This is a genomic window from Acinetobacter albensis, from assembly GCF_900095025.1.
Taxonomy (GTDB): Bacteria; Pseudomonadota; Gammaproteobacteria; order Pseudomonadales; family Moraxellaceae; genus Acinetobacter; species Acinetobacter albensis.
The window spans coordinates 218,855-239,862 of the sequence record NZ_FMBK01000001.1 but is presented as its reverse complement, the minus strand read 5'-3'; the positions used below and the strand labels follow the sequence as shown (position 1 = coordinate 239,862).

At 38.4% G+C, this 21,008-nt stretch carries 23 protein-coding genes; 13 read left to right on the top strand and 10 right to left on the bottom strand.

Annotated features, from left to right (window positions below; translation table 11 throughout):
* Positions 1-2 precede the first annotated feature (2 nt).
* The 4 genes from nuoN to GA0116959_RS01065 all read left to right on the top strand — a co-directional run bounded on the left by nuoN (position 3) and on the right by GA0116959_RS01065 (position 3,478).
* Complete coding sequence (nuoN, locus tag GA0116959_RS01080) at positions 3-1,496, top strand: NADH-quinone oxidoreductase subunit NuoN (protein ID WP_053578562.1); 1,494 nt, start codon at positions 3-5, stop codon at positions 1,494-1,496.
* Between the two features lie 121 nt (positions 1,497-1,617).
* The gene (gene upp, locus GA0116959_RS01075) at positions 1,618-2,253 is read left to right on the top strand and encodes a uracil phosphoribosyltransferase (protein WP_053578561.1); all 636 of its coding nucleotides are present in this window, start codon (positions 1,618-1,620) and stop codon (positions 2,251-2,253) included.
* An 84-nt stretch (positions 2,254-2,337) separates the two neighbouring features.
* Positions 2,338-2,631, top strand: coding sequence for a cold shock domain-containing protein (locus tag GA0116959_RS01070; protein ID WP_053578560.1), 294 nt, complete (start codon positions 2,338-2,340; stop codon positions 2,629-2,631).
* 124 nt (positions 2,632-2,755) lie between these two features.
* A complete protein-coding gene (locus GA0116959_RS01065; RefSeq protein WP_053578559.1) occupies positions 2,756-3,478 on the top strand; it encodes a cold shock domain-containing protein in 723 nt (240 codons plus the stop codon).
* Positions 3,479-3,515: 37 nt separating this feature from the next.
* Here GA0116959_RS01065 and gigC read toward each other — a convergent pair whose 3' ends face one another.
* A complete protein-coding gene (gigC, locus tag GA0116959_RS01060; RefSeq protein WP_053578558.1) occupies positions 3,516-4,397 on the bottom strand; it encodes a LysR family transcriptional regulator GigC in 882 nt (293 codons plus the stop codon).
* An 85-nt stretch (positions 4,398-4,482) separates the two neighbouring features.
* Between gigC and GA0116959_RS01055 the strand changes: the two genes are divergently transcribed.
* Positions 4,483-5,244 carry a ferredoxin--NADP reductase gene (locus GA0116959_RS01055; protein ID WP_092717411.1) on the top strand — a complete coding sequence of 254 codons (762 nt, stop codon included), beginning with the start codon at positions 4,483-4,485 and terminating at the stop codon, positions 5,242-5,244.
* A gap of 68 nt (positions 5,245-5,312) precedes the next feature.
* Here GA0116959_RS01055 and GA0116959_RS01050 read toward each other — a convergent pair whose 3' ends face one another.
* Entirely contained in the window at positions 5,313-5,735 is a 423-nt protein-coding gene (locus GA0116959_RS01050) for a hypothetical protein (protein WP_053578556.1), read from the bottom strand.
* A 285-nt stretch (positions 5,736-6,020) separates the two neighbouring features.
* Here GA0116959_RS01050 and GA0116959_RS01045 point away from each other — a divergent pair, with 285 nt between their 5' ends.
* The 3 genes from GA0116959_RS01045 to GA0116959_RS14230 all read left to right on the top strand — a co-directional run bounded on the left by GA0116959_RS01045 (position 6,021) and on the right by GA0116959_RS14230 (position 8,523).
* On the top strand, positions 6,021-6,353 hold the full coding sequence (locus GA0116959_RS01045) for a hypothetical protein (protein WP_053578555.1): 333 nt from the start codon (positions 6,021-6,023) through the stop codon (positions 6,351-6,353).
* Positions 6,354-6,578: 225 nt separating this feature from the next.
* Positions 6,579-8,273, top strand: coding sequence for a mechanosensitive ion channel (locus GA0116959_RS01040; protein ID WP_092717408.1), 1,695 nt, complete (start codon positions 6,579-6,581; stop codon positions 8,271-8,273).
* A gap of 73 nt (positions 8,274-8,346) precedes the next feature.
* Positions 8,347-8,523 carry a hypothetical protein gene (locus GA0116959_RS14230; protein WP_171256837.1) on the top strand — a complete coding sequence of 59 codons (177 nt, stop codon included), beginning with the start codon at positions 8,347-8,349 and terminating at the stop codon, positions 8,521-8,523.
* A gap of 193 nt (positions 8,524-8,716) precedes the next feature.
* Here the strand turns inward: GA0116959_RS14230 and GA0116959_RS01035 are convergent, their stop codons facing one another.
* From GA0116959_RS01035 to GA0116959_RS01015, 5 genes are all read right to left on the bottom strand, one after another.
* Positions 8,717-9,916, bottom strand: coding sequence for a BaiN/RdsA family NAD(P)/FAD-dependent oxidoreductase (locus GA0116959_RS01035; protein ID WP_092717405.1), 1,200 nt, complete (start codon positions 9,914-9,916; stop codon positions 8,717-8,719).
* Between the two features lie 55 nt (positions 9,917-9,971).
* Entirely contained in the window at positions 9,972-10,853 is an 882-nt protein-coding gene (locus tag GA0116959_RS01030; protein WP_092717533.1) for a 1-aminocyclopropane-1-carboxylate deaminase/D-cysteine desulfhydrase, read from the bottom strand.
* Positions 10,854-10,907: 54 nt separating this feature from the next.
* Complete coding sequence (locus GA0116959_RS01025; RefSeq protein ID WP_092717402.1) at positions 10,908-12,038, bottom strand: HlyD family secretion protein; 1,131 nt, start codon at positions 12,036-12,038, stop codon at positions 10,908-10,910.
* Positions 12,039-12,105: 67 nt separating this feature from the next.
* Positions 12,106-13,758 (bottom strand): MFS transporter, encoded by a 1,653-nt coding sequence (locus tag GA0116959_RS01020; protein ID WP_092717399.1) that lies wholly within the window; start codon positions 13,756-13,758, stop codon positions 12,106-12,108.
* A gap of 12 nt (positions 13,759-13,770) precedes the next feature.
* Positions 13,771-14,319, bottom strand: coding sequence for a TetR/AcrR family transcriptional regulator (locus tag GA0116959_RS01015; RefSeq protein WP_092717396.1), 549 nt, complete (start codon positions 14,317-14,319; stop codon positions 13,771-13,773).
* A 184-nt stretch (positions 14,320-14,503) separates the two neighbouring features.
* On the opposite strand from GA0116959_RS01015, the gene GA0116959_RS01010 reads away from it, so the two are divergent.
* A complete protein-coding gene (locus GA0116959_RS01010; RefSeq protein ID WP_092717393.1) occupies positions 14,504-14,695 on the top strand; it encodes an NF038215 family lipoprotein in 192 nt (63 codons plus the stop codon).
* 246 nt (positions 14,696-14,941) lie between these two features.
* On the opposite strand, the gene GA0116959_RS01005 is transcribed toward GA0116959_RS01010, so the two are convergent.
* The gene (locus GA0116959_RS01005; RefSeq protein WP_092717390.1) at positions 14,942-15,397 is read right to left on the bottom strand and encodes a DIP1984 family protein; all 456 of its coding nucleotides are present in this window, start codon (positions 15,395-15,397) and stop codon (positions 14,942-14,944) included.
* Positions 15,398-15,607: 210 nt separating this feature from the next.
* Here GA0116959_RS01005 and GA0116959_RS01000 point away from each other — a divergent pair, with 210 nt between their 5' ends.
* The 3 genes from GA0116959_RS01000 to GA0116959_RS00990 all read left to right on the top strand — a co-directional run bounded on the left by GA0116959_RS01000 (position 15,608) and on the right by GA0116959_RS00990 (position 18,053).
* Positions 15,608-16,231 carry a LysE family translocator gene (locus GA0116959_RS01000; protein ID WP_092717386.1) on the top strand — a complete coding sequence of 208 codons (624 nt, stop codon included), beginning with the start codon at positions 15,608-15,610 and terminating at the stop codon, positions 16,229-16,231.
* 400 nt (positions 16,232-16,631) lie between these two features.
* Entirely contained in the window at positions 16,632-17,075 is a 444-nt protein-coding gene (locus tag GA0116959_RS00995; RefSeq protein WP_053578547.1) for an ABZJ_00895 family protein, read from the top strand.
* A 69-nt stretch (positions 17,076-17,144) separates the two neighbouring features.
* Positions 17,145-18,053 (top strand): TIGR01777 family oxidoreductase, encoded by a 909-nt coding sequence (locus tag GA0116959_RS00990; protein WP_092717382.1) that lies wholly within the window; start codon positions 17,145-17,147, stop codon positions 18,051-18,053.
* Here the strand turns inward: GA0116959_RS00990 and GA0116959_RS00985 are convergent.
* Positions 18,039-19,160 carry an NAD(P)/FAD-dependent oxidoreductase gene (locus GA0116959_RS00985; RefSeq protein ID WP_092717379.1) on the bottom strand — a complete coding sequence of 374 codons (1,122 nt, stop codon included), beginning with the start codon at positions 19,158-19,160 and terminating at the stop codon, positions 18,039-18,041. The genes GA0116959_RS00990 and GA0116959_RS00985 overlap by 15 nt on opposite strands.
* A gap of 18 nt (positions 19,161-19,178) precedes the next feature.
* Positions 19,179-20,192: a porphobilinogen synthase gene (hemB, locus tag GA0116959_RS00980; protein WP_092717376.1), complete on the bottom strand. Its 1,014-nt coding sequence runs from the start codon at positions 20,190-20,192 to the stop codon at positions 19,179-19,181.
* Between the two features lie 106 nt (positions 20,193-20,298).
* On the opposite strand from hemB, the gene GA0116959_RS00975 reads away from it, so the two are divergent.
* Entirely contained in the window at positions 20,299-20,796 is a 498-nt protein-coding gene (locus GA0116959_RS00975; RefSeq protein WP_092717531.1) for a thioesterase family protein, read from the top strand.
* The last annotated feature ends 212 nt before the right edge of the window (positions 20,797-21,008 follow it).

The following is a 21,008-nucleotide window of genomic DNA, read 5'->3' as shown; positions in this document are numbered from 1 at the left end:
CCATGAACTTCACAATATCATTTTCTGAGCTAATGCCTTTGGCTCCTGTGATGATCGTGGCTTTAACTGCGATCGTGGTGATGATTCTCGTTGCCATTAAACGAAATCACAATTTAATTGCAACAGCATCTGTGGTGGGTTTAAACCTTGCCGCAGCATATATTTTAATCGCCATGTTCGGTGGGTCATTTGTACCTGCGAATGTGATGGGTATGTTTATGGTTGATCCATTTAGCATGCTCTATCAGTTGGTGATTATTGTTGCTGCACTGGCATGTTGTACCTTGTCGCATGCGTATATCGAAAGCTATCAAGATAACCGTGAAGAACTTTACATTTTAATGTTATGTTCGGTTGCGGGTGCAATGCTCATGGTTTCAAGCTCTCATTATGCATCTTTCTTCATTAGCCTTGAGTTGATGTCGATTCCGATCTATGGTTTGTTAGCGTATACCCATCAACGTTCACAATCTTTAGAAGCCGGTATTAAATATCTGGTTCTATCAGCAACAGCTTCGGCAATGTTGTTGATGGGCATGGCCTATATTTATGCATATACAGGTTCTTTGTCTTTCTATGACAATGTTCAGGCTTTAATGCAAGCGATTCAACAACCGATGGTGATTTTAGGTTTAGGCCTGATCATTTTTGCGGTTGCGTTTAAATTGTCTCTTGCGCCATTTCATAAATGGACACCAGATGTTTATGCTGGAGCTCCAGCCCCTATCGCAACTTTCCTTGCGACTGTGGCAAAAGTAGCGACCATTGGTTTATTTGTTCGTTATCTCTTAACTTCAGGTGCAATTTTAGTCGAATCAATCGTGACGATTATTACGATTATTGCAGTGCTTTCGATTTTGGTCGGTAACTTCCTTGCCGTGCGTCAAGTGAACCTAAAACGTATTTTGGGTTATTCATCGATTGCACACTTTGGTTATTTGTTGATTGGTTTAGTCAGCATGACTTTTGCAAGTCTGGGTAGCGTATCGGTATATGTGATTACCTATGTATTGACCACGATTGGTGCATTTGGTGCAGTTGCGCTGATGTCTAGTCCATATAATAATGTGGATGAAGCACAAAGCTTGGCAGATTACCGTGGTTTATTCTGGCGTCGTCCAGTATTAACGGCCACTTTAACTGTAATGATGTTGTCTTTGGCAGGTATTCCATTGACCGCAGGATTTATTGGTAAATTCCTGATTGTGATGGCGGCAGTTACAACGCATCACTGGTTCCTTGCTGCCATGATTGTGGTCGGTTCAGGTATTGGTTTGTACTATTACTTGCGTGTTATGGTGGTGATGTATATGACACCGCCAGATACACCACGTATTGATGCCGATAAACACTGGGGCCAAAAAGTCGGTGGTTTGATGGTATTGGCTGCTGCGCTGGCTGTATTGGTCATAGGTGTTTATCCTGACCCCGTGATTAAAATGGCACTTCAAGCCGAGATTTTATCGCCACTGCATTTCATGCTCTCACAACAGTAATCTAAAAAAACGATTAGTTTTTAATAAAAAGCCTCCTGAGATAGGGGGCTTTTTGTTTATATAGCGCGTAAAAACAACTTATAATAAGCAAAATTTTATTTCATCTTTTAGGTGCTCTCCCTTGGCTATTCATGAAATCCGACATCCACTTATTCGACATAAACTGGGTCTACTGCGCCGTGCAGATATTAGTACCAAAAACTTTCGTGAACTTTCACAAGAAGTGACGATGCTTTTAACCTACGAAGCGACCAAAGATTTACCTGTGATTGATCATGAAATTAATGGTTGGAATGGTAAAGTCACCACGCAACGTATTGCAGGTAAAAAAATCACAGTTGTACCTATTTTAAGAGCAGGTATTGGCATGTTGGATGGTTTTTTAAATCTGATTCCAAGTGCGAAAGTATCTGTTTTGGGTTTAGAGCGTGACGAGGAAACCTTAGAAGCACGTACGTATTATAAAAAATTGGTTCCTGATGTACAAAACCGTATTGCTATGATTATCGATCCAATGTTGGCAACGGGTTCATCTCTTGTCGCAGCGATTGATGTTCTAAAAGAAAGTGGCTGTAAAGATATTCGAGTCATGGTCTTAGTGGCGGCACCAGAAGGGATTAAGCGCGTAGAAGCGTTACATCCAGATGTGACTATTTTTACCGCTTCGATTGATGACGGTTTAAATGCGCAGGGTTATATCGTACCGGGCTTGGGTGATGCGGGTGATAAAATTTTTGGTTCTGTGCAAAAAGACTAATTTTTGAACTTGATCAAAAGGGAGGCTTTAAAGCCTCTTTTTTTATATACTGTACACATGGCGTTTTGAGAATAAGGCAGCAGCATGAAAGATGAATTTCAACAGGGCAAAATTAAACAGTATGACCCTGCAAAAGGTTTTGGTTTTATCGGTACAATGGACGGAGATATATTTTTCCACATTTCAGACTTCCCTGCCGCAGAAGGTGAACCTAAACGCAATGAGCGTGTAAAATTCTTGGTGGTTGAGAATGGAGAAAAGTTTAAGGCCGTGCGTATAGAACGTGTTGAAGACACTTCTGCAAAAGCAAAAAAAGCAAAAGTTTCGACACATAATAAATCGATTACTACATCATTATTATCTAATTTTAGACGCTGATTGTGGTAACGCATATAGGATTACATTTTAATTTAGAATGAAATTTTATACGTATAAAAGAGCGCCTAAATGGCGTTTTTTTATTATAATTCTATGTATAAGACTGAAATAATAAGAGAGCGTTATGTTTGTTGAGGGGGAAATTAAAAGTTATATCACAGCGCGTGGTTTTGGTTTTATTTCAATTCAAGGTGAAGCCAAAGATCTATTTTTTCATATTCATGATTTTCCAAATGCACATATTGCACCTAAAATTGGGGAGAAGCTGAGATTTTCTATTGTTGAAGATCATGGCAAATTAAAAGCAGATCAGATTGTTCGATTAGATTTGAAAGAAGAGATAAAAGAATCAAATTACGATGTGAAGAAAAATCTATCTAATCAGCAGGCTTCGCCAAGGTTTAGAGAAAAAAGGAGTCGCATATCTTATCTATTCACCGTGATTGGATTATTGCTAATCCTAGTATTGTCAGTAGTGGTGTATAACAAATATCAGGCTTATAGGCAGACTCAGTTATTAAAAGCACAGCAATTTATGCATGAACAAGCACAGATAGTGAAACAACAGCGTCAAGCTTTGGGTAATTTACCAGATCAGGTGCTGTCTAAAGAAAGTAAAGCGCATTTAGAGAATAGATCCAATCAATCTGTTGCAGTAAAAGGAAGTCCTATTACAGAAAAGGAGTACCCTCAAGTATCGGTATCAGCATTTAAGTGTGACGGGCGTACGCATTGTTCACAAATGCGTTCTTATGATGAGGCAGTATTCTTTTTAAGAAACTGTCCTGGAACTCAAATGGACGGTAATCATGATGGTGAACCTTGTGAACGTCAATTCAGACGCTAAAAAAATGCGCTGTTTAAGCGCATTTTCATTTTATGATTTATTTTTTTTCACAGAATTGAATAAAAGCTTTTAAACCCGGACCTTGATACTTTTGTCGGTGGACTAGCATAAATAAAGGACGGGTCAATTGCCAAAAAGGCGTATCAATAATCACCAAATGTCCTTTTTCAATTAAAGGTTCAATAGCTAGTCTCGAAATACATGACATTCCAATACCGCCAGCCACAATTTTCAAAATTGCTTCATTATGACCGAGGGTCAAACGAATATTGGCATCAGGTAAATCTTTTAAAATGGCATGGTCAAAAACTTCACGTGTTCCTGAACCTTCTTCGCGTAAAATCCATTCCACTTGATCGAAATCTGCTGCTGTTACGTTGCGGCCCAATTGTGCGAGAGGATGGGTAGGTGCGCAACAGACGGCAAGTTCATCATCACGCCAAGGAATACATTGTAATTGGGGTAAATGACAAGAACCTTCAATCAAGGCAAGATCAAGTTGGAACTGGTTGACGGCTTCAATCATTTGGCGAGTGTTGCCAACTTGAAGCTGTAGATGCGCTTGTGGTTGAATTTGTAAAAACTCTGCCATTAGGTCTGGCATCAGGTAATCACTAATCGTTAGTGTTGCGCCAAGTCTTAAGTCAATACTTTGTAACTCACCTTTTGCAGCTTGTTCGAAAGCGTCACAACGCCCCAGAATTTCTAAAGCTTGTGGTAATAAAAATCGTCCTAAGTCATTGAGTTGTAATCGTTTACCTAAACGGTCAAAGAGGGGAGCACCCAAGCCATCTTCTAAGTCGGCTAGAGCCATACTGGCTGCGCTTTGGGTGAGCTTTACGGCATCACTGGCTTTGGTTACTGTGCCTTCTTGAGCGACTGCTACAAAAACAGCCAACTGGCGTAAAGTCATGCGCATGAATAGTGCCTTAACATTTAAAAATTATTAATAAATTATGTGGTCATGCTACCATGAGCATAGTCTTTCATGCCACGTTGAAATCATGTCAAGTGAAAAATTTAGTTTAGAAAAAGTCTTATCTGTACACCGCTGGACCAATACCTTATTCAGTTTTACCATGACCCGACCTGCACATTTTAAATTTACCGCAGGCCAGTTTGCCCGTATTGGACTTAAAGTCGGCGATGAACTAGTGGTTAGAGCCTATTCAGTGGTGTCCTCACCTTTTGATGAAACTTTGGAATTTTTTTCAATTGTGGTTCCCGATGGCGCATTTACTTCAAATTTGCAACATTTACAAATTGGCGATGAACTCTATTTAGAAAAAATACCTTATGGCTTTTTAACGTTGGCACGTTATCAGTTACCCTTGCCACAAGATTTATGGTTACTGGCAACGGGAACAGGCTTAGCGCCTTTCATTTCAATGCTACAAGACTTTGAAACATGGTCTAAATATAAACATATTTATTTGGTCTACAGTGTTCGAACGGTTTCAGAGCTTGCGTATGTCGAACGTATTCAAGACATTGCTCAAACTTTTGGGGAAGGACACTCAGGCTTTAAATTTATCCCAATTGTTACCCGCGACCCTCATTCTGCCTTACATGAACGTTTGCCTGTATTGATTGAAAATGGTGAATTAGAACAAGCGACTGGTCTACAATTTAACACTGAAACCAGTCATATTATGCTGTGTGGAAATCCACAAATGGTCGAGGACACCAAAGAAGCATTAAAAGCACGCGGTTTAAAAATGAATCGTCGAGGTGAAGGGAATATCGCAGTAGAAAATTATTGGTAAAACTAAGGACAAAATAGGCAAGTTAAACTTTTTAAAACTTAAGGTAAAAGGAAAGGTATTCTTTCCTTTTAATGGACAAACATATCGATATATTCACGAATTTCTTGAATAGCGGTTTCAACATCACTGGTGAGCCACGTCGGTTCAAACAAACCTGAATAATGTTCCAAACGATCTTGCGGTACCACTAGACGAATTGGACATTCCTCTTCTAATAAACGCCAAGGAATAATAGGAACTTCATTGTCTAAGAAGGGTGCAATATTTCGAATATCAATCACCATGGCATTGATGCACTCAGGGAAGGGCATGACTGAAAATTCTTCAGTACGACGTCGAAAATATTCTAAATCACCCCATTTCAGCACATAACTTGGTTTATTAAATTCAATAATACCAATGAGATGTTCATCGCGTGTGGAATGTAAACAACATTGATGAGTCACGTCTGTGTCCAGATCAAGCGTTACAGATTGTTGACGATACGCCATAAACTTAAGCAGCAGGAAAAACAAGGTGCACAATTATAGCTCATTTTAGAGTTTTCAGCACTTAAAGCTGGATTAAGCTTTAATGAGGTAAAAGGGTAATTTAACATTATCTGGAAAAAGATGCGGTGATGAATGTTCATCTGAATAAGAATTTAGCTTGAAAAAGTATAGGAAAAGTTTACATGTTTTCACCATGTTGCTATGCATTTATACACAATGCTGTTAGTGCATTTGCTACAGTTTATAAGTCAATATACTTATTTAGAAATTAGAGGGGATATAAACATGACACATGATTTTAATAAACCACCTCATGTCACCAGTGCAGAAGAAAAGAATCAAAAGAAACGTTTACCTGTTTATATTTTAATTTTGGTGGGTGTTTTCTTACTCGCGTTACTGGCGTACATGTTTGCAGACCCTAAACCTGATGTTAAAGATGCACCTCCTGGCCATCCCAATCCATCAGCTCAACCCGCAACTCCAAATAACAGCACGACTGCAACTCCAGAAAATGAAGCCGTGGCAACGGGTGTGGATACCGCTACAGAAGCAAATGAAAGTGATGCGATTAAAGATGCAGCTGACAATGTTGGCGTAGGCCGTTCAGCCAACTAATCATCTTATAAAATGATACCTTAAGCCCCGATCTGAAAAGATGGGGGCTTTGTGCAATCTGATGTGCGCTTTTGTTGTATTTATGCTGATTTGTCTTGAATAAGAAACATACTAAATCTAAGGTTGTTCATAACATAATCGAGAATTTAGGTCACTTCACATAACAGTGCGACTATTACGCACGCTACAGAACTTCAATAAGTAATAACAAAAGGAAATGACAATATGAATGAATATTTTTCTGGAGGCCCTAGAGGCGGCGAATTTGATGCCATGTATTATTGGAATCAATTTCATCCTATTTTATCTGCTATTGCTATTTTACTGATTGGTTGGATTGTTGCCCTCATACTTGCGGCAGCGGTTAAAAAAGTTTTACAAAAATTAGGCACAAATCAAAAACTCTCAAGTACAACAGGGCATCGTTCCAATGTTGAAAGTATTCTTTCACGTGTCATTTTCTGGTTAGTCATGATTGTTGCCGTGGTTGGAGCATTAAATGTTTTAAATCTCACCAGCGTGAGTGGACCTTTTAGTAATATGCTCCAGCAATTCTTATTGTTTATTCCACAGCTTTTAGCTGCGATTGTAGTCGGTTTTATTGGTTGGATTGTCGCAAATTTGGTCAAAGTTGGACTGCAAAAACTGCTTGATCGAACACAATTAGATGAAAAATTAAGTGCAGATGTTGGTGTAAGTCCAATTAGCCAGAATATCAGTGATATTGTTTATTGGTTGATTTTACTTCTATTTTTGCCAATTGTACTTTCGATTTTAGGTTTAAACGGATTATTATTCCCAATACAAAATATGTTGAATGATGTCGTTTCATTCTTACCTAATATTTTCATTGCAGGTGTTATTGTTTTTGTTGGTTATATTCTGGCAAAAATTGTACGTGGTATTGTTGAAGGATTAATTCGTAGTTTAAATTTACAACAGCAAGCGCAAAAAATTGGCTTATTTAAAAGTTCTAATTTACCGCAAGTACTTGGTTCATTTATTTTTGCCATTATTATTATTACCTCTTTAATTATTGCATTTGAAGCTTTAGGCATAGACGCAATTTCACAACCCGCGACTGCGATGTTGTATGAAATTATGAATGCGATTCCCCATATTATAGCAGCAGGCCTAATTTTAATTTTGGCTTATGTCGTATCACGTTTTGTGGCCAATTTGGTGGTTGAGGTTGTTGCTGGTACAGGTGTGGATGAAATTCCTGCCAAACTTGATGTACAACGCTTTTTAGGAACCACCAAAGTTTCATGTATTGTCGGTTATCTGATTGTTTTCTTCACTATGTTATTTGCAGTGTCAGAAGCAGCAAACCGTCTTGGATTTGAGCAAGTCAGTGGTTTGATTTCGATGTTTATCCATTTTGGTGCCAATATATTATTGGGTGCTGTAATTTTCATGGTGGGTTTCTGGTTAGCCAATTTGGTTGCAAATGTGATTGGTCGCGGTGAATACAACAGTTCACGTTGGTTGGCCAATTTGGTTCGTATCCTGATTATGGGCTTAGTGGTCGCTATGGGCTTACGTGCTATGGGTATCGCTGATTCAATTGTTAACCTTGCTTTCGGTTTAACGCTAGGTGCAGTTGCAGTTGCTTTTGCAATAGCCTTCGGTCTAGGTGGTCGTCAGCCTGCTGAACGAGTATTGACCAATTTAATTGATAAAGCTAAAGAAAAGGCGAAAGAACCGAATCCACATCATGAGCCATCTGTACAGCAAGATATTGCACCTTTGACAGAGCAAGTCGATTCAAGTGTGATTACCGATGAGTATCACCATATTGATACGCTTCCAACTGAAGTAGATGTCGATCCTACACATAAACCATTCAATAATCCGTATGGTTCTACAGGTGAAGCGGAAAAAGATATTGATATTCGTCCTCAGGATGACCTCAAATAACCTGTAATTTTAACCGAAGATCGATCACACTGAGTTGGTCGATCTTTTTTTTGATATAAAATAGGTGAATATAATGGCAAAAAAACAACCCAATAAGTTTTTAGCTCCTATTGTGATTGCTGGCATTACTGCAGGATTTTTTATTAGTGCCTATAAGTTTGTGTTTGGTAAATCCAAGCAAAAAAATGAAGCTGAACCTCATGATTCTTTAACAGATCAAGCACCTGTCGATGAAAGTTCAAAACATTAAATGTTATTAAATATATTTTGTTTATAGTCATGTAGAGGCTTTGTTTTAAAAATATAGCGCTGTGGTTTCAAGGCGGTAGATTTTAAGGAAATGTCAAATAGCATGACCTGTTTTAAAAAATGACTAGGGCGAATTACATCTTGTAGACGCCCTATGTGGATTTAGAATCTAGGCATTCTATTACTGTTGATAATTAAACATAGTGTGAAGCAGCATGTGCCGATGCCCATGCCCATTGAAAATTAAATCCGCCTAGATGTCCGGAAACATCGAGTATTTCACCAATAAAATATAAACCTTGTTGCTTTTTACTTTCCATGGTCTTTGACGATACTTCAGTGGTATCAACACCGCCTAAGGTCACTTCTGCTGTACGATAACCTTCAGTTCCTGAAGGTTTTACTTCAAAATGATGTAAACGTTGTGCAATGTGTTCAAGCTTTTCATCGCTTAAATTACCGATGGCTATATCTGCAAATTCCGCCCAAACGAGGGTCTGTAATTCTAAAACTACACTTTTAGGTAAATATTCAGTGAGTAAAGTACGTAACAGCACTTTGGGTTGACTGATTTTTTTTGCTTTTAATAAATCAATGAGATCAAGAGAAGGCAGAAAATTAATATTAAAACGCTCGCCGACTTGCCAATAATTGGAAAGTTGCAATGAACTTGGGCCACTTAAACCTCGATGTGTAAACAGCAAAGCTTCAGTAAAGCTATTTAAATCATTGGATAAAGTCGCATCTACGGCATTGCCACTTAAACGAGTGGTGACTTCTTTAAATTGATCTGAAAAAGTAAAAGGCACTAGGCCTGCACGCGTTGGATAAATATGATGTCCAAACTGTTTGGCAATTTCATATCCAATTCCTGATCCGCCCAATGTTGGAATAGATAAGCCACCTGTTGCGACCACGACAGATTTTGATTGGAAATCACCCATCGAAGTGGACACTTGAAAATTTGAATCATCTAGAGTGCTGACATTCTTGACTTCACAACTGGTCTTAATATCAACTAAGCCTGTTTTCTCACATTCAGCCAAGAGCATCGCCAAAATTTCTTTGGCACCATTTAAGGTAAAAAGCTGGCCATGTTTACGTTCTTCATATTCTATGCCGTGTTCGCACACTAAACCAATAAAATCCCAATTGGTATAACGTGTTAAAGCGGAAATGACAAAATGGGGATTATGAGAAATAAAGTTTTCAGGTTCGACATACAGGTTGGTGAAATTACATTTTCCACCACCAGACATGAGAATTTTTTTACCGACCTTATTGGCTTTTTCCATGACCAAAACTTTACGCCCACGTTGGGCTGCCATATATGCCAACATCAAACCTGATGCACCTGCACCTAAAACAATGACATCATACTGATTTGTAGACATGGACAAACTCATGGGAGATAAAAGCAGGGCATTATAGACAATTTTACACTCAATTTCAGGTTTGATCTCTGTGATTCGTACGTCCTTGTAATCCGCCTGTATGTATAACCAAAATACGTGAACCTTGCGGAAAATAATGATGTTGAATCAAATCCAATATGCCCTTCATCATTTTAGCGGTATACACTTGTTCAAGGGGTATAGCATGCTCTATCTCAAAAGACTGCATAAATTTTAAGAGTTCGGGTGTGGTTTTTGCATAACCTGCACCGCAATAAGCATCGGTCAGTTGCCAGTTTGTTTTCTGCGTCCATTTATGGATATCACGTTTTAAAAAATCGCCTTTTAAGGCAGAAAATCCTAAAATCGTTTGCTGTGCTGAACTGGCTTCAATGAGCCCAGAAATTGTGCCGCCTGTGCCAACTGCACAGCAAATCACATCATAATTTTGTACATCTTCATGAGAGAGGATCTCTTTGCACCCTTGGATCGCAAGTGCATTGGTTCCACCTTCAGGAATAATAAAATATTCAGGAAATTGTTGTGTTAACGCTGTTAGATACTCAGGTTGATCTCTTTGCCGATATTGTTCACGAGACACAAAATGCAGTTGCATCCCCAATTCAGCTGCAAGGTTGAGCGTATGATTGAGTGGCTGATGAGCAAGTTCTTCACCGCGAATGATTCCAACACTTTCAATTCCCAATAAATGAGCCGCATAAGCGGTGGCAGCAATATGATTGGAATAAGCCCCCCCGAAAGTCAGGACTTTATTTAAACCTAGATGGTGTGCTGCACTGAAATTGTATTTTAATTTAAAAAATTTATTGCCTGAAATATAGGGATGAATCTGGTCTAAGCGCTTAACTGTCACTGTAAGTTGACTACTAAGATTCAACTTTTGATAAGTCACAGATTGTGCAATTTGGTCAAAGATGGCTGAATGATTCATCGGACTATTGTTTCCAAAAGCAATATCCATAAATTTTGATTATTTAACATCAGATTGAGTATCCACAGAAGTCACTACCGACATGCCTGGTCGTAAACGTTCGATTCCTTGTTGATTTGAATCAATCGCGATACGCACTGAAATGCGTTGCACTACTTTGGTAAAATTACCTGTAGTATTGTCAGGTTTAAGAACACTAAATTCAGAGCCTGCGGCAGGAGAAATCTCCTCCACTTTCCCTGTAAATTTTTGTTTCCCCATTGCATCCACATGAAACCATGCTTTTTGACCAATATGCATATCAGTAATTTGAGTTTCTTTAAAGTTTGCAATGACCCATGTTTTTGCAGGAATGAGATACATTAATTGTGTACCAGCAGCAACATATTGTCCCACTCGAGGAGTAACCTCTCCAAGCTGACCATCCATGGGGGCTGTAATTACACTATAGTCCTTAGTCGTCATGGCTTGGTCGAGTTTTGCTTGGGCACTTGTGATTTGAGCATTTAAACCTTTTTTCGCCACTTCCGCAGTTTTCAGCGCCTCCTTGGCCACCAAAACATTTGCCTCTGCCTGTTTAACTAAGGCTAAATTATTTTTTACATCTGCTGCGGCTTGGTCTTGTTCAGCTTTTGAAACTGCACCGCTATTCGATAATTGCTGATAACGTTTTAATTGTGTCGAAGAAAGTGCGTAAGCTGCTTGAGTCTGTTCGACTTTGGCTTGAGCTGCAAGAATATCTGCCTGACGTTGTTGAATGGTTTGTGCTTGATTGGCTAAATTGTTTTTAGCTTGATCTACACCCGATTCAGCCTGAGTAATATTTTGGTCATAAGTGGTAGTATCGATATGCAATAACACCTGACCTTTTTTAACATGATCAAAATCATTGACCTGCACATCTTTGATATATCCATTGATTTGCGAAGATAAAATAGTCGTTTTACCCTTAATATAGCTGTTATCTGTCGATTCTATTTCATTTTGAAAAGGCCCAATTTTCCATGCCCATAGAATAATACTTATCCCAATCAGTAAAATAAAAAACATCAAGATGAGAGTACGCTTCGCCGTTGGAATTAATTTACTCGATGGTGGAGGTAAAGTGTCCACGGGTTGCGTTTGAGCAGCATCGACTGTGTTTTCTGGAGTCTCTTGATCCTTTGACATATTATTTTCTCATAAAATATTGAAGCGTACGGGGCAAATTAAATCAGACTGAGAAGATGAAATAATCTTAGGATGTATCTGAGCTGAATGGTTGTTTTCGCAACAAGTATTGACTTTTTAGAATATTAAAGCTGCCCCAAAGCAAAAGTAACAGGGCAAAAATGCCGTTCAATGCAATAACATCATTATATGCACGTACTTGGGCTTCACGATTTACTGTCTGATTTAAGCTGCGTAAGGCCTGATTTTGTTGTAATACGGGGTCTAAAGTGTAGGTTGTTGCATTGTGTTGATAGACTGCAAGCTGTTGAGTAAGCAAAGGGCTGTTTTGTGGCAGTTTGCTGATAATTTCGATACGGTGATTTTGAGTTCTCATATATTGATAGCTAGAAAAAAAAGCATTACCGAGTAAACCGCCGAAAGTTTGGGTCGCAGAAAACAGCACAATAAAAGTGAGTACATAAGAAGGGCCTTTCTGTAAGGCATTAATAAAGCCCGTTAAAAGTAAAGGCCCAATAAATACACCACTGGCAAAACCCACTAAAAACTGACTCGGATAAAAATTGGCTGGCCGAACGTCACTGGTTAAATGTAAATCTAGACCACAGGCGATCAAAACCAGTACCACAGCTAAAACCAGATGCCAGCTAATTCGTTCCTTAGAAAAAGTAACGGTACTAAAAATAGTTCCTGAAATAATCCCGATAGCAATGACTAAATAGAAGGATACAAATTGGTCTGGTCCCATTCCCATGGTTTTGAGGAAGTTTACCGCAGCGTAACTTTGTTCTGACATTAAAAAGCGGATGGCAAGTGCGCCAATAATAAAACGAACAGTAGATGAGGTACCTAGCCAGCGTGTCATGATCAGGGGATTAGCACGAAAATTCTCGTAGGTTAAGCCAATTACAATGAGTACAAATCCAGCAATCAAGGCATAGGCGAGCCACTCTGTATTCAACCACCATAAAATAGGCCCTTGTGTCAGTACAATACAGAGCAGAGCAAAACCGGGCGCCAGTAAGAAAAAAGTGAAAAAATCTTGTTTTTCAAAGGTAGCTATTCTTAAACTACGAGGCAATTTAAGTGAAACCACCATTGCAAGACAACAAAGTGCCAAGCCGAGTTCAAAAGTATAAAGCACAGCCCAATCATCTACATCGACTAAGGCTGGAGAAATAACCCATGCGAGTGGCATCCCGAGTTGTTGAAAACCAAATGCAAGATAAATACCACGACCAAAATTGGCACGTGTAAAAGCCTGCATAATATAATACATACCCAATGAACTTAAGGGCGCAGCCACCATTCCACTGATTAAGCGAACAAATAATGCCATTTCAAAATTATGTACAAACAGATGCAACATTAAAACAAGAATAAAAAGCACTAGACCAATTTCTGAAAATAGTCGCAGCCCATATTGTTGGCGTGCTTTAAATAAAATGAGATTCGAACTCATGTTAGCCATGACATAAGCCGCAGGAATCCATGCAGCTTGGGAGGGAGTTAACCCATACTCTCCCTGAATGAGTGGCAAATTAGCAGTGATAAAACCATTACTTAAACTACCTGAAATTGCGATGAAAACCCCAATCAAAAAATAAAGGATTTTTTTACGCAATGAATGAGCAATGACTGCGGGAGAGCCAGGCAGGGTGGGTTGTTCCTCGGGTGTCCAGTCTGGAGCAGGTTCGAGGAGACGTGGTTCTTTTGCCATGATGATCCCTGCTTAAGCCCGCATACCATTCAATAATAAATCAATTGCTCGGCTTGCTAAAGCCCGTTGTTCATAATCTGTTAAACCTTGAAATGAAGAACGTAAAATCGCGGTTAGCATGGCATAATCTTTGGGAGTCAGATCCGAACGGCATATTTTATGCGCAATCGCTTTATCAATCAGCGGTTGTAAAATCGAATCACGGCGTTGATAAATTTCGATCATAATGGGGTCAGAACGTTCTATCACTCGCCAATATTCCATGAGAGCAGTTAAGTCAGGAAGATGATCAATATGACTTTGAATTAATTGAACGAAACCATCATTAAATTGCGAATAATAATACGCTTTTTTTTCTAGACGCTCTAAAGCCTGCTCAATTAAAGCCAATACTAAAGCCCGACGATCCTTGAAATTACGATAAAATGTTGCGCGTCCTAATTTGGCTTGGTTAATGACCAACTGTAAAGGCGCATTGATACCGTGTAGACGAAATATATCAGTAGCTGCATTTAGAAAAATTTGACGATTTTGTACCGCATTTTCTTGACGTGTTGACATAAAGAATAGATGAATAAAACTGTTTGAATATTTAACGGACATCTTTGTCCGGTGTAAATAGTATACTTTGTATTTATTTGTAATAATATCATAAGGTATTGAATTTAAAATATATATAAATAATGCTTAACTACTTATTAATGTTAAGCTAAAAATAGAATAATATCGAAAAAGAGGATATGTAATGAAAAAACTATCCATGGGTTTGTGTATGAGTCTATTATTGCTGTTAACAGCATGTGATATAAAAAATGACTACAATAAACCTAAAACAGAAGTGAGGACCATGATTATTGGTGGAATGCCTGTACATGATCATGATTATAAAACCGCTCGATTGAGTGCCTTAGAAACCCAAAGTCCAACTCGTGAATAAATTAGAACAGAAGAGGGTGGACATATTGTCAGTACAGGGTAGTGAAGAGTGCAATGTAAGAAGTAACAGATGCGTAGTGCTACGTCAGATGAGTGAAAAATTTGAAGTAGACGTTTTACTTCTTGCATACAGTTTGTCTTATTTGAAACCTTACCCACTGTAAAAAAGGTCTTGTACTCGCCCAATATGTCCGAACTTGTGAGTAAAGAATCACGCTTATATATTTGTCATTCTTTACGAATTTGGTTAGATCAAATCAATTTGCCAATTAGAAGCTTGTATATCTAAATTATTTTGACGTAATTGAGCACTGATATCATCTGCTTGCTTTTGTAAGTCACTCACAGTAATGACTTTAATCCAGCGTATTTCACTTGAGCTATAACGTGCGTTGTCACGACGTGAATGATCAATTGCTTGTTGTAGAATGCGATGTTGGCTAATGAGTGCATCACGTTCATTTAATACTGCTAATAATATACGACCATTGCTGGTTTTGGCTTGCGCATTGGTCGCGTGAATGCGTTGAATCAAATGATGCAACTCAGTATTAACCTGAAAAGCTTCATTTAACAAAACATTGGGATCTTCACTGGGTTGATCGCCTTCCTGAACCAAAACATTTTGATTGATTCGTTGTTGCAAGGAGGCCAATTTGGTTTGTAAATCGCTTCGGAGAAGAAGAGCTTCTGCAAGTTTCATTATTTCCCTATATTCAGATCGACTATTTAATTTTACTCATCATCTTGCAATGAATGATGCTGCTGGGCAATTCTATTTTGTATCTGAAATTTTATAGTGAGAAATCATTTTATTTTCTGATGAAAAAGAAAGATAAAATTTTAGGGTAATCAGCATCTAAAACACGTAGAATTACACAACCCATTTCCTGCATAAATTTAGGTATAAGTTTTGGAATCTTTATTTATCTTAGGCTCAATTACGTTGGCATTGATGTTAGGCGCGATTAGTCCTGGTCCAACGTTTATTTATGTAGCGAAAAATTCAATTGCGATTTCACGTAAACATGGTTTATTTACAGCTTTAGGTACGGGAACTGGGGCCGCATTGTTTGGCTTTTTAGCTGTTATGGGATTACAAGCTGTTTTGTTGGCTGTACCTTCTGCATATTTGCTTTTGAAAGTCTGTGGTGGTTTATATTTACTGTGGTTGGCATATAAAATTATTAAACATGCGAAACAGCCGATGCAAAATACTTTAGGTGATGTACAACCGATGAGTTATGCGCAGGCTTATCGTTTAGGTTTAATCACGCAATTAAGTAATCCAAAAATTGCCATTATTTTAGCCAGTGTGTTTACTGCCTTATTGCCTCAAGACATTCCGAGCTATTTTTATGTGGTTTTACCTATCTTGTGTTTTTTTATTGATGCCAGTTGGTATTCATTGGTTGCTGTTGTGTTGTCAGCAGAAGGACCAAGAAAAGTGTATTTAAAATCGAAAGTTATTTTTGACCGTATTGCGGGTGGTGTGATGACGTTACTGGGATTAAAACTCATTTTTGGTATGAAATAATTTGCTTGACTATCGACCGCAGTTTAGTCGTTTTGAAATTGTTAAATTTACAAAAAACAGAACAAAAAAAATCAGTTATATTTCTTTTAAATACTTGAATTCAGAATAAATCAAATCGCAAAAAAGAAAAGACCGACGATTCGAGTGATGGTGAAATCGTCGGTCAAAGAAATCTGTTTCAAGGTTTAGCAAGGCTGCTGACTGTACCAAAACTTAAAACTAAGTTTATTGCTTTAGGAAAAGTTCACCGAGAATATTGTGGATGCCAGTCCAAATTCGCGGATTTATGAACTTCATGTTCTATATAACGTAGACATTTACAGATTGGTTGACAAGAAAGTGAAAAAAAACTCATTTTTTTCTATACTGATGATCATCATATGATTCAAACAGGTTTAAAGTGTCTTTAACTCGATATTTTTTATGGTTTTTTTTATTTTGTTTTATATTTACCTGCATTTGCGGCGTATTGGCTGCGCTATTGCCAACAGGTATGGGGGGGATTTTAACGATTGTGCCTTATTTAATGGCGATGATTTTAGTCCTTTACAAATTTTTAAAACAGCAGCACCGTGCGCCTACTGATCAAGAACGAAAAAAAATAACACTCGGATTTACCCTTATTTTTTGGGGTTATAACGTATTTTTTTTACTGGTTGGTCTTTTAATTTTCGCCAAAAGTGATCCCGATATTTGGCAAAACTTTCTTTTATATATCAAAAATCCACAGTTTATGAGTGTAGTACTCATCATGTTTTTACTTATCGCAATTCCGCTTTATATTTTGACTTACTGGTTTTATGGCAAGCAAGCACAGCGCATGGCCGATAAGATGTTTGGTTAAAATCATTTGCGCGATGCTTGAAATTTCACTTTAGTTGATCTATAGATAGAAGAACAGTGAGATCATAAAATGCAAAAATCATATGTATTGATTACCGGTGCGAGTGGTTTTATTGGCTCTTATTTAGTGCCTTACTTATTGGCACGTGATTATGGCGTGATAGGGTTATCTCGACAGAAAAAAAATTCATCCGATCATCCGAATCTCACTTGGATTCAGCATTTAGATGAACTAAAAACAGATCAAATTGATTATGTAATTAATCTTGCAGGTGAGAATATTGGACAGTCACGTTGGACAAAGCGCCGAAAACAACAATTAATTGAAAGTCGGGTTAAAATGACCGATCAACTTTATCGTTATCTCGAAAAAAGACAGATTTTCCCCAAACGAATTATTTCGGCTTCCGCAATTGGCTATTATGGTATTGACCCATCAGAACAATGGTCAGGCCTATGTACAGAACAATCTGCACCGCAATCTATTTTTATGTCTGAATTATGTCAGCTTTGGGAGCATGCAGCTTTAAATTTTAAATCACAACATACTAAAATTGTGCGTTTCGGGGTTGTTTTTGCTGGGAAGGGTGGGATTCTTCCACAAATGTTATTACCGATCAAAATGAATTTAATTGGAAAAATTGGACACGGTCGACAACCTGTGGTTTGGGTGCATATTCACGATATATTACGCGCTATTGAGTTTTTAATGATCAATGAAACCAAAGCTCAAGTCTTTAATGTCGTATCACCAGAAAAAATGAATCAAGCAAAGTTTGCACAAATCGCCGCGCAGCAATTACAGCGAAAACCACTTTTAACGCTGCCCAGTGTCATATTGAAAATGCTATTGGGTGAACAATCACAACTGGTTTTGAATGGTCAGTATGTGCAACCGGAAGCCTTATTAGAGGCAGGTTTTGAATTTGAATATCCGTATTTGAAAGCTGCCTTACAAGATCTTTTAGGGCATCGCTAAAAGATCAGTGTTTAACCTTTCTGCGCTATAAAGTGCAGGATCAACCAGTGTGGGTTGGTTAAGAATCAATTGTCTTAATAAACGTGCGGAAGCAGGCCCCATACACAAGCCATTACGGAAATGTCCGAAATTTGCCCATAGATTATTGATATTCGGTATTTTTCCAATATAAGGTACGCCATGCGGAGAACTTGGTCTAAGGCCAGCCCATTGCTTAACAATCGGATATTTTGTCAATTCAGGAACCATTTCAAAACAAGCATCCAAAATCGATTGCTGTGTTCGCGCGTCTGGTGTGATATCAAACCCACAATTTGACATGCTTGAACCGCATACCACATGTCCATCTGCACGAGGAATTAAATACATGACCTTATTCATACACATGCTTGGTAGCCAGTTTTGTGGGGTTTTAAATAACACCATTTGTCCCTGAATAGGTCGAATGGGTATCTCAATATCCAGTTGTGCTGACCACATTTGCGACCATGCTCCTGTTGATATGACAAAATGGTCTGCAAAATAGTGTTGATAATTTTGATCGGTCACAGATTGAATTTTGCCATTCACTTTATTCAGCTGATGAATACAACAGTTTTCAATCAATTCAACTTGTGGGTGTTGTTTTAAATAACGTGTGATCGATTGAAGCAAGCGTGGATTTCGAATATTGGCGATCTGTGGAAAATAAAGCGCGTGTTGAAATTGAGTGCTAATTAAAGGATTGATTTGCTTGATTTGCTTTTGGTGTAAATAATGACATTTCTGCATAGGTTCTTGAAACTTTTGTGCATAGTTTAAACCCTGCTCAAAGTCTGCTTCATCAAAAATCATCATGCCTGTTTCTTGAATTTCAAAGTCAATGCCTGAAACAGGTTTTAATTTTTGATTCCATTCTATATACAATGATTTACCATGGCGTGCCAGTAGGTTGACTGCTGGATCGTATCGCCAAGGATACATTGGGGAAAGAATACCACCGCCTGCCCAAGAGGCTGCCTTCCCAGCACTTTTTTGATCAAAAATAATGACAGAACATCCTTGTTCCACAAGCTCTAAAGCCGACATTAGACCGCTAATGCCTGCTCCAATAATGGCAATTTTCATAGCTTGTGTGATTAACCCTTATTTCATATTTTTAAGTTTAAGTGCAGCTTCTTCTGCAAAATAAGTCCAGATACCATCTGCACCAGCGCGGCGACAACTCATCAAAGACTCAATAATCACATCATCAGATAGCCACCCATTTTGAATTGCGCCTGCGAGCATGGCATATTCGCCACTAACTTGATAAACGAAAGTCGGCACACCAAAAGTATTTTTCACTTCACGAACGATATCTAAATAAGGCATACCTGGTTTGACAATGACCATATCGGCACCTTCTTGAATATCCAGTGCAATTTCATGTAAAGCTTCTACACGGTTGCCAATATCCATTTGGTAATTGTATTTATTACCACCTTTTAAGTTGCTTGATGAACCGACTGCATCACGAAAAGGACCATAAAAGCTTGAGGCATATTTCGCAGAATAAGCCATGATGCTGGTATAAATATGACCATTTGCTTCAAGCGCGGTACGAATTGCTCCAATGCGTCCATCCATCATGTCACTTGGTGCAATTACATCTGCACCTGCTTCAGCATGGCTTAAGGCTTGTTTAATTAAACATTCAACTGTTTCGTCGTTCAGAACATAACCTGTATCATCGATAATACCGTCCTGACCATGAGTGGTATAAGGATCGAGTGCACCATCTGTAATCAGCACCATTTCTGGAAGCTCTTTTTTGAGGAGGCGCAGCGTATTTTGAACGAGGCCATTTTCATTCCATGCTGCTTCAGCGGTTAGGCTTTTATCTTCTTGTGGCGTGACAGGAAAAAGTGCCAATTTTGAAACGCCCAAGTCCAGTAAACGTTCTGCTTTTTTTAACAGCAGATCAGCAGATAAACGCTGAATATTCGGCATACTGGGAATATCTTGGGTTTGATTCTGTCCTGGAAGAACGAATACTGGATAGATGAGATGATCGGTCGTCAGTTGAGTTTCGCGTACCATCGACCGTAATTTGTCATTTTTACGAATTCGGCGCATGCGAGTGGCTGGAAAAGCTGGACGATTGAACGTATAAGTCATAACAATCTCATTGATCAGTATTAAACTAGCGCTATTGTAGCCCTAGAATTAAATTTTGGGGCAAAAGTTAAGTGCTATTTCTCAAATAAAGGTATTCGTGTAGATGATGACTGATTCAGATAAAAAATGGACGGGGAGTATTCATTTGGGCTCGAAAGTGGATATAGATATTGTCCTTAAACAGTTGTGTCATGCATTTAATAGTTCTCCCTACTTTAAACACAACGATATGTTGATGCGTGTGGTCGATGGTCAAATCGAGGCTTATATTGAGATGCAGCCTTTCATGATTGGAAATGTTGCTTTTCAAATCTTACATGGCGGAGTCGCTGCGACTATTCTGGATAGTATTGGTGGAATTGTCGCGATGGGCGAATTGTATAAAAAAGCCGAAGCTGCTGAATTGCCGGACACGATCAAAAAAGTGACCCGTTTGGCCACCGTAGATATGCGTGTGGATTATCTCTCACCTGGTCGAGGGAAATATTTTATTGCACGTGCAGAAACTTTACGTTTAGGTCGGAAGGGCTGCACTATGCGCATGACTTTGGTCAATGATGAAGATAAAGCCATTGCTACAGCAATAGCCTCTTATGCGTTTTAAGGTTGTTTTAAGCTTGGTCAAATAAAATAAAAAGAATTGACTAAATGATTCGGCATAAAATGAAAATTGAGTGCCGAATTTAATTTAAAGACTGATGAGTTACGTTTTTTATTATCACATGATGATTTTTTGTTATTAAAATTGTGCTGACTCTATTAAAGAAAAAATGACTTTCTCATCCAGACCATCTTAGGCAATCGGGTATTTAACCC

What these genes read in the sequence shown, in the direction of transcription:
- GA0116959_RS01070 (WP_053578560.1), top strand. Translation starts at nt 2,338, where the DNA reads ATGAAAGATGAATTTCAACAGGGCAAAATTAAACAGTATGACCCTGCA.
- GA0116959_RS01045 (WP_053578555.1), top strand. Translation starts at nt 6,021, where the DNA reads ATGACACATGATTTTAATAAACCACCTCATGTCACCAGTGCAGAAGAA.
- gigC (WP_053578558.1), bottom strand. Translation starts at nt 4,397, where the DNA reads ATGCGCATGACTTTACGCCAGTTGGCTGTTTTTGTAGCAGTCGCTCAA.
- GA0116959_RS00975 (WP_092717531.1), top strand. Translation starts at nt 20,299, where the DNA reads ATGACTGATTCAGATAAAAAATGGACGGGGAGTATTCATTTGGGCTCG.
- GA0116959_RS01005 (WP_092717390.1), bottom strand. Translation starts at nt 15,397, where the DNA reads ATGAAACTTGCAGAAGCTCTTCTTCTCCGAAGCGATTTACAAACCAAA.
- GA0116959_RS01055 (WP_092717411.1), top strand. Translation starts at nt 4,483, where the DNA reads ATGTCAAGTGAAAAATTTAGTTTAGAAAAAGTCTTATCTGTACACCGC.
- GA0116959_RS01040 (WP_092717408.1), top strand. Translation starts at nt 6,579, where the DNA reads ATGAATGAATATTTTTCTGGAGGCCCTAGAGGCGGCGAATTTGATGCC.
- nuoN (WP_053578562.1), top strand. Translation starts at nt 3, where the DNA reads ATGAACTTCACAATATCATTTTCTGAGCTAATGCCTTTGGCTCCTGTG.
- GA0116959_RS00990 (WP_092717382.1), top strand. Translation starts at nt 17,145, where the DNA reads ATGCAAAAATCATATGTATTGATTACCGGTGCGAGTGGTTTTATTGGC.
- GA0116959_RS01065 (WP_053578559.1), top strand. Translation starts at nt 2,756, where the DNA reads ATGTTTGTTGAGGGGGAAATTAAAAGTTATATCACAGCGCGTGGTTTT.
- GA0116959_RS01050 (WP_053578556.1), bottom strand. Translation starts at nt 5,735, where the DNA reads ATGGCGTATCGTCAACAATCTGTAACGCTTGATCTGGACACAGACGTG.
- hemB (WP_092717376.1), bottom strand. Translation starts at nt 20,192, where the DNA reads ATGACTTATACGTTCAATCGTCCAGCTTTTCCAGCCACTCGCATGCGC.
- GA0116959_RS01015 (WP_092717396.1), bottom strand. Translation starts at nt 14,319, where the DNA reads ATGTCAACACGTCAAGAAAATGCGGTACAAAATCGTCAAATTTTTCTA.
- GA0116959_RS14230 (WP_171256837.1), top strand. Translation starts at nt 8,347, where the DNA reads ATGGCAAAAAAACAACCCAATAAGTTTTTAGCTCCTATTGTGATTGCT.
- GA0116959_RS01025 (WP_092717402.1), bottom strand. Translation starts at nt 12,038, where the DNA reads ATGTCAAAGGATCAAGAGACTCCAGAAAACACAGTCGATGCTGCTCAA.
- GA0116959_RS01035 (WP_092717405.1), bottom strand. Translation starts at nt 9,916, where the DNA reads ATGTCTACAAATCAGTATGATGTCATTGTTTTAGGTGCAGGTGCATCA.
- GA0116959_RS00985 (WP_092717379.1), bottom strand. Translation starts at nt 19,160, where the DNA reads ATGAAAATTGCCATTATTGGAGCAGGCATTAGCGGTCTAATGTCGGCT.
- GA0116959_RS01010 (WP_092717393.1), top strand. Translation starts at nt 14,504, where the DNA reads ATGAAAAAACTATCCATGGGTTTGTGTATGAGTCTATTATTGCTGTTA.
- GA0116959_RS01020 (WP_092717399.1), bottom strand. Translation starts at nt 13,758, where the DNA reads ATGGCAAAAGAACCACGTCTCCTCGAACCTGCTCCAGACTGGACACCC.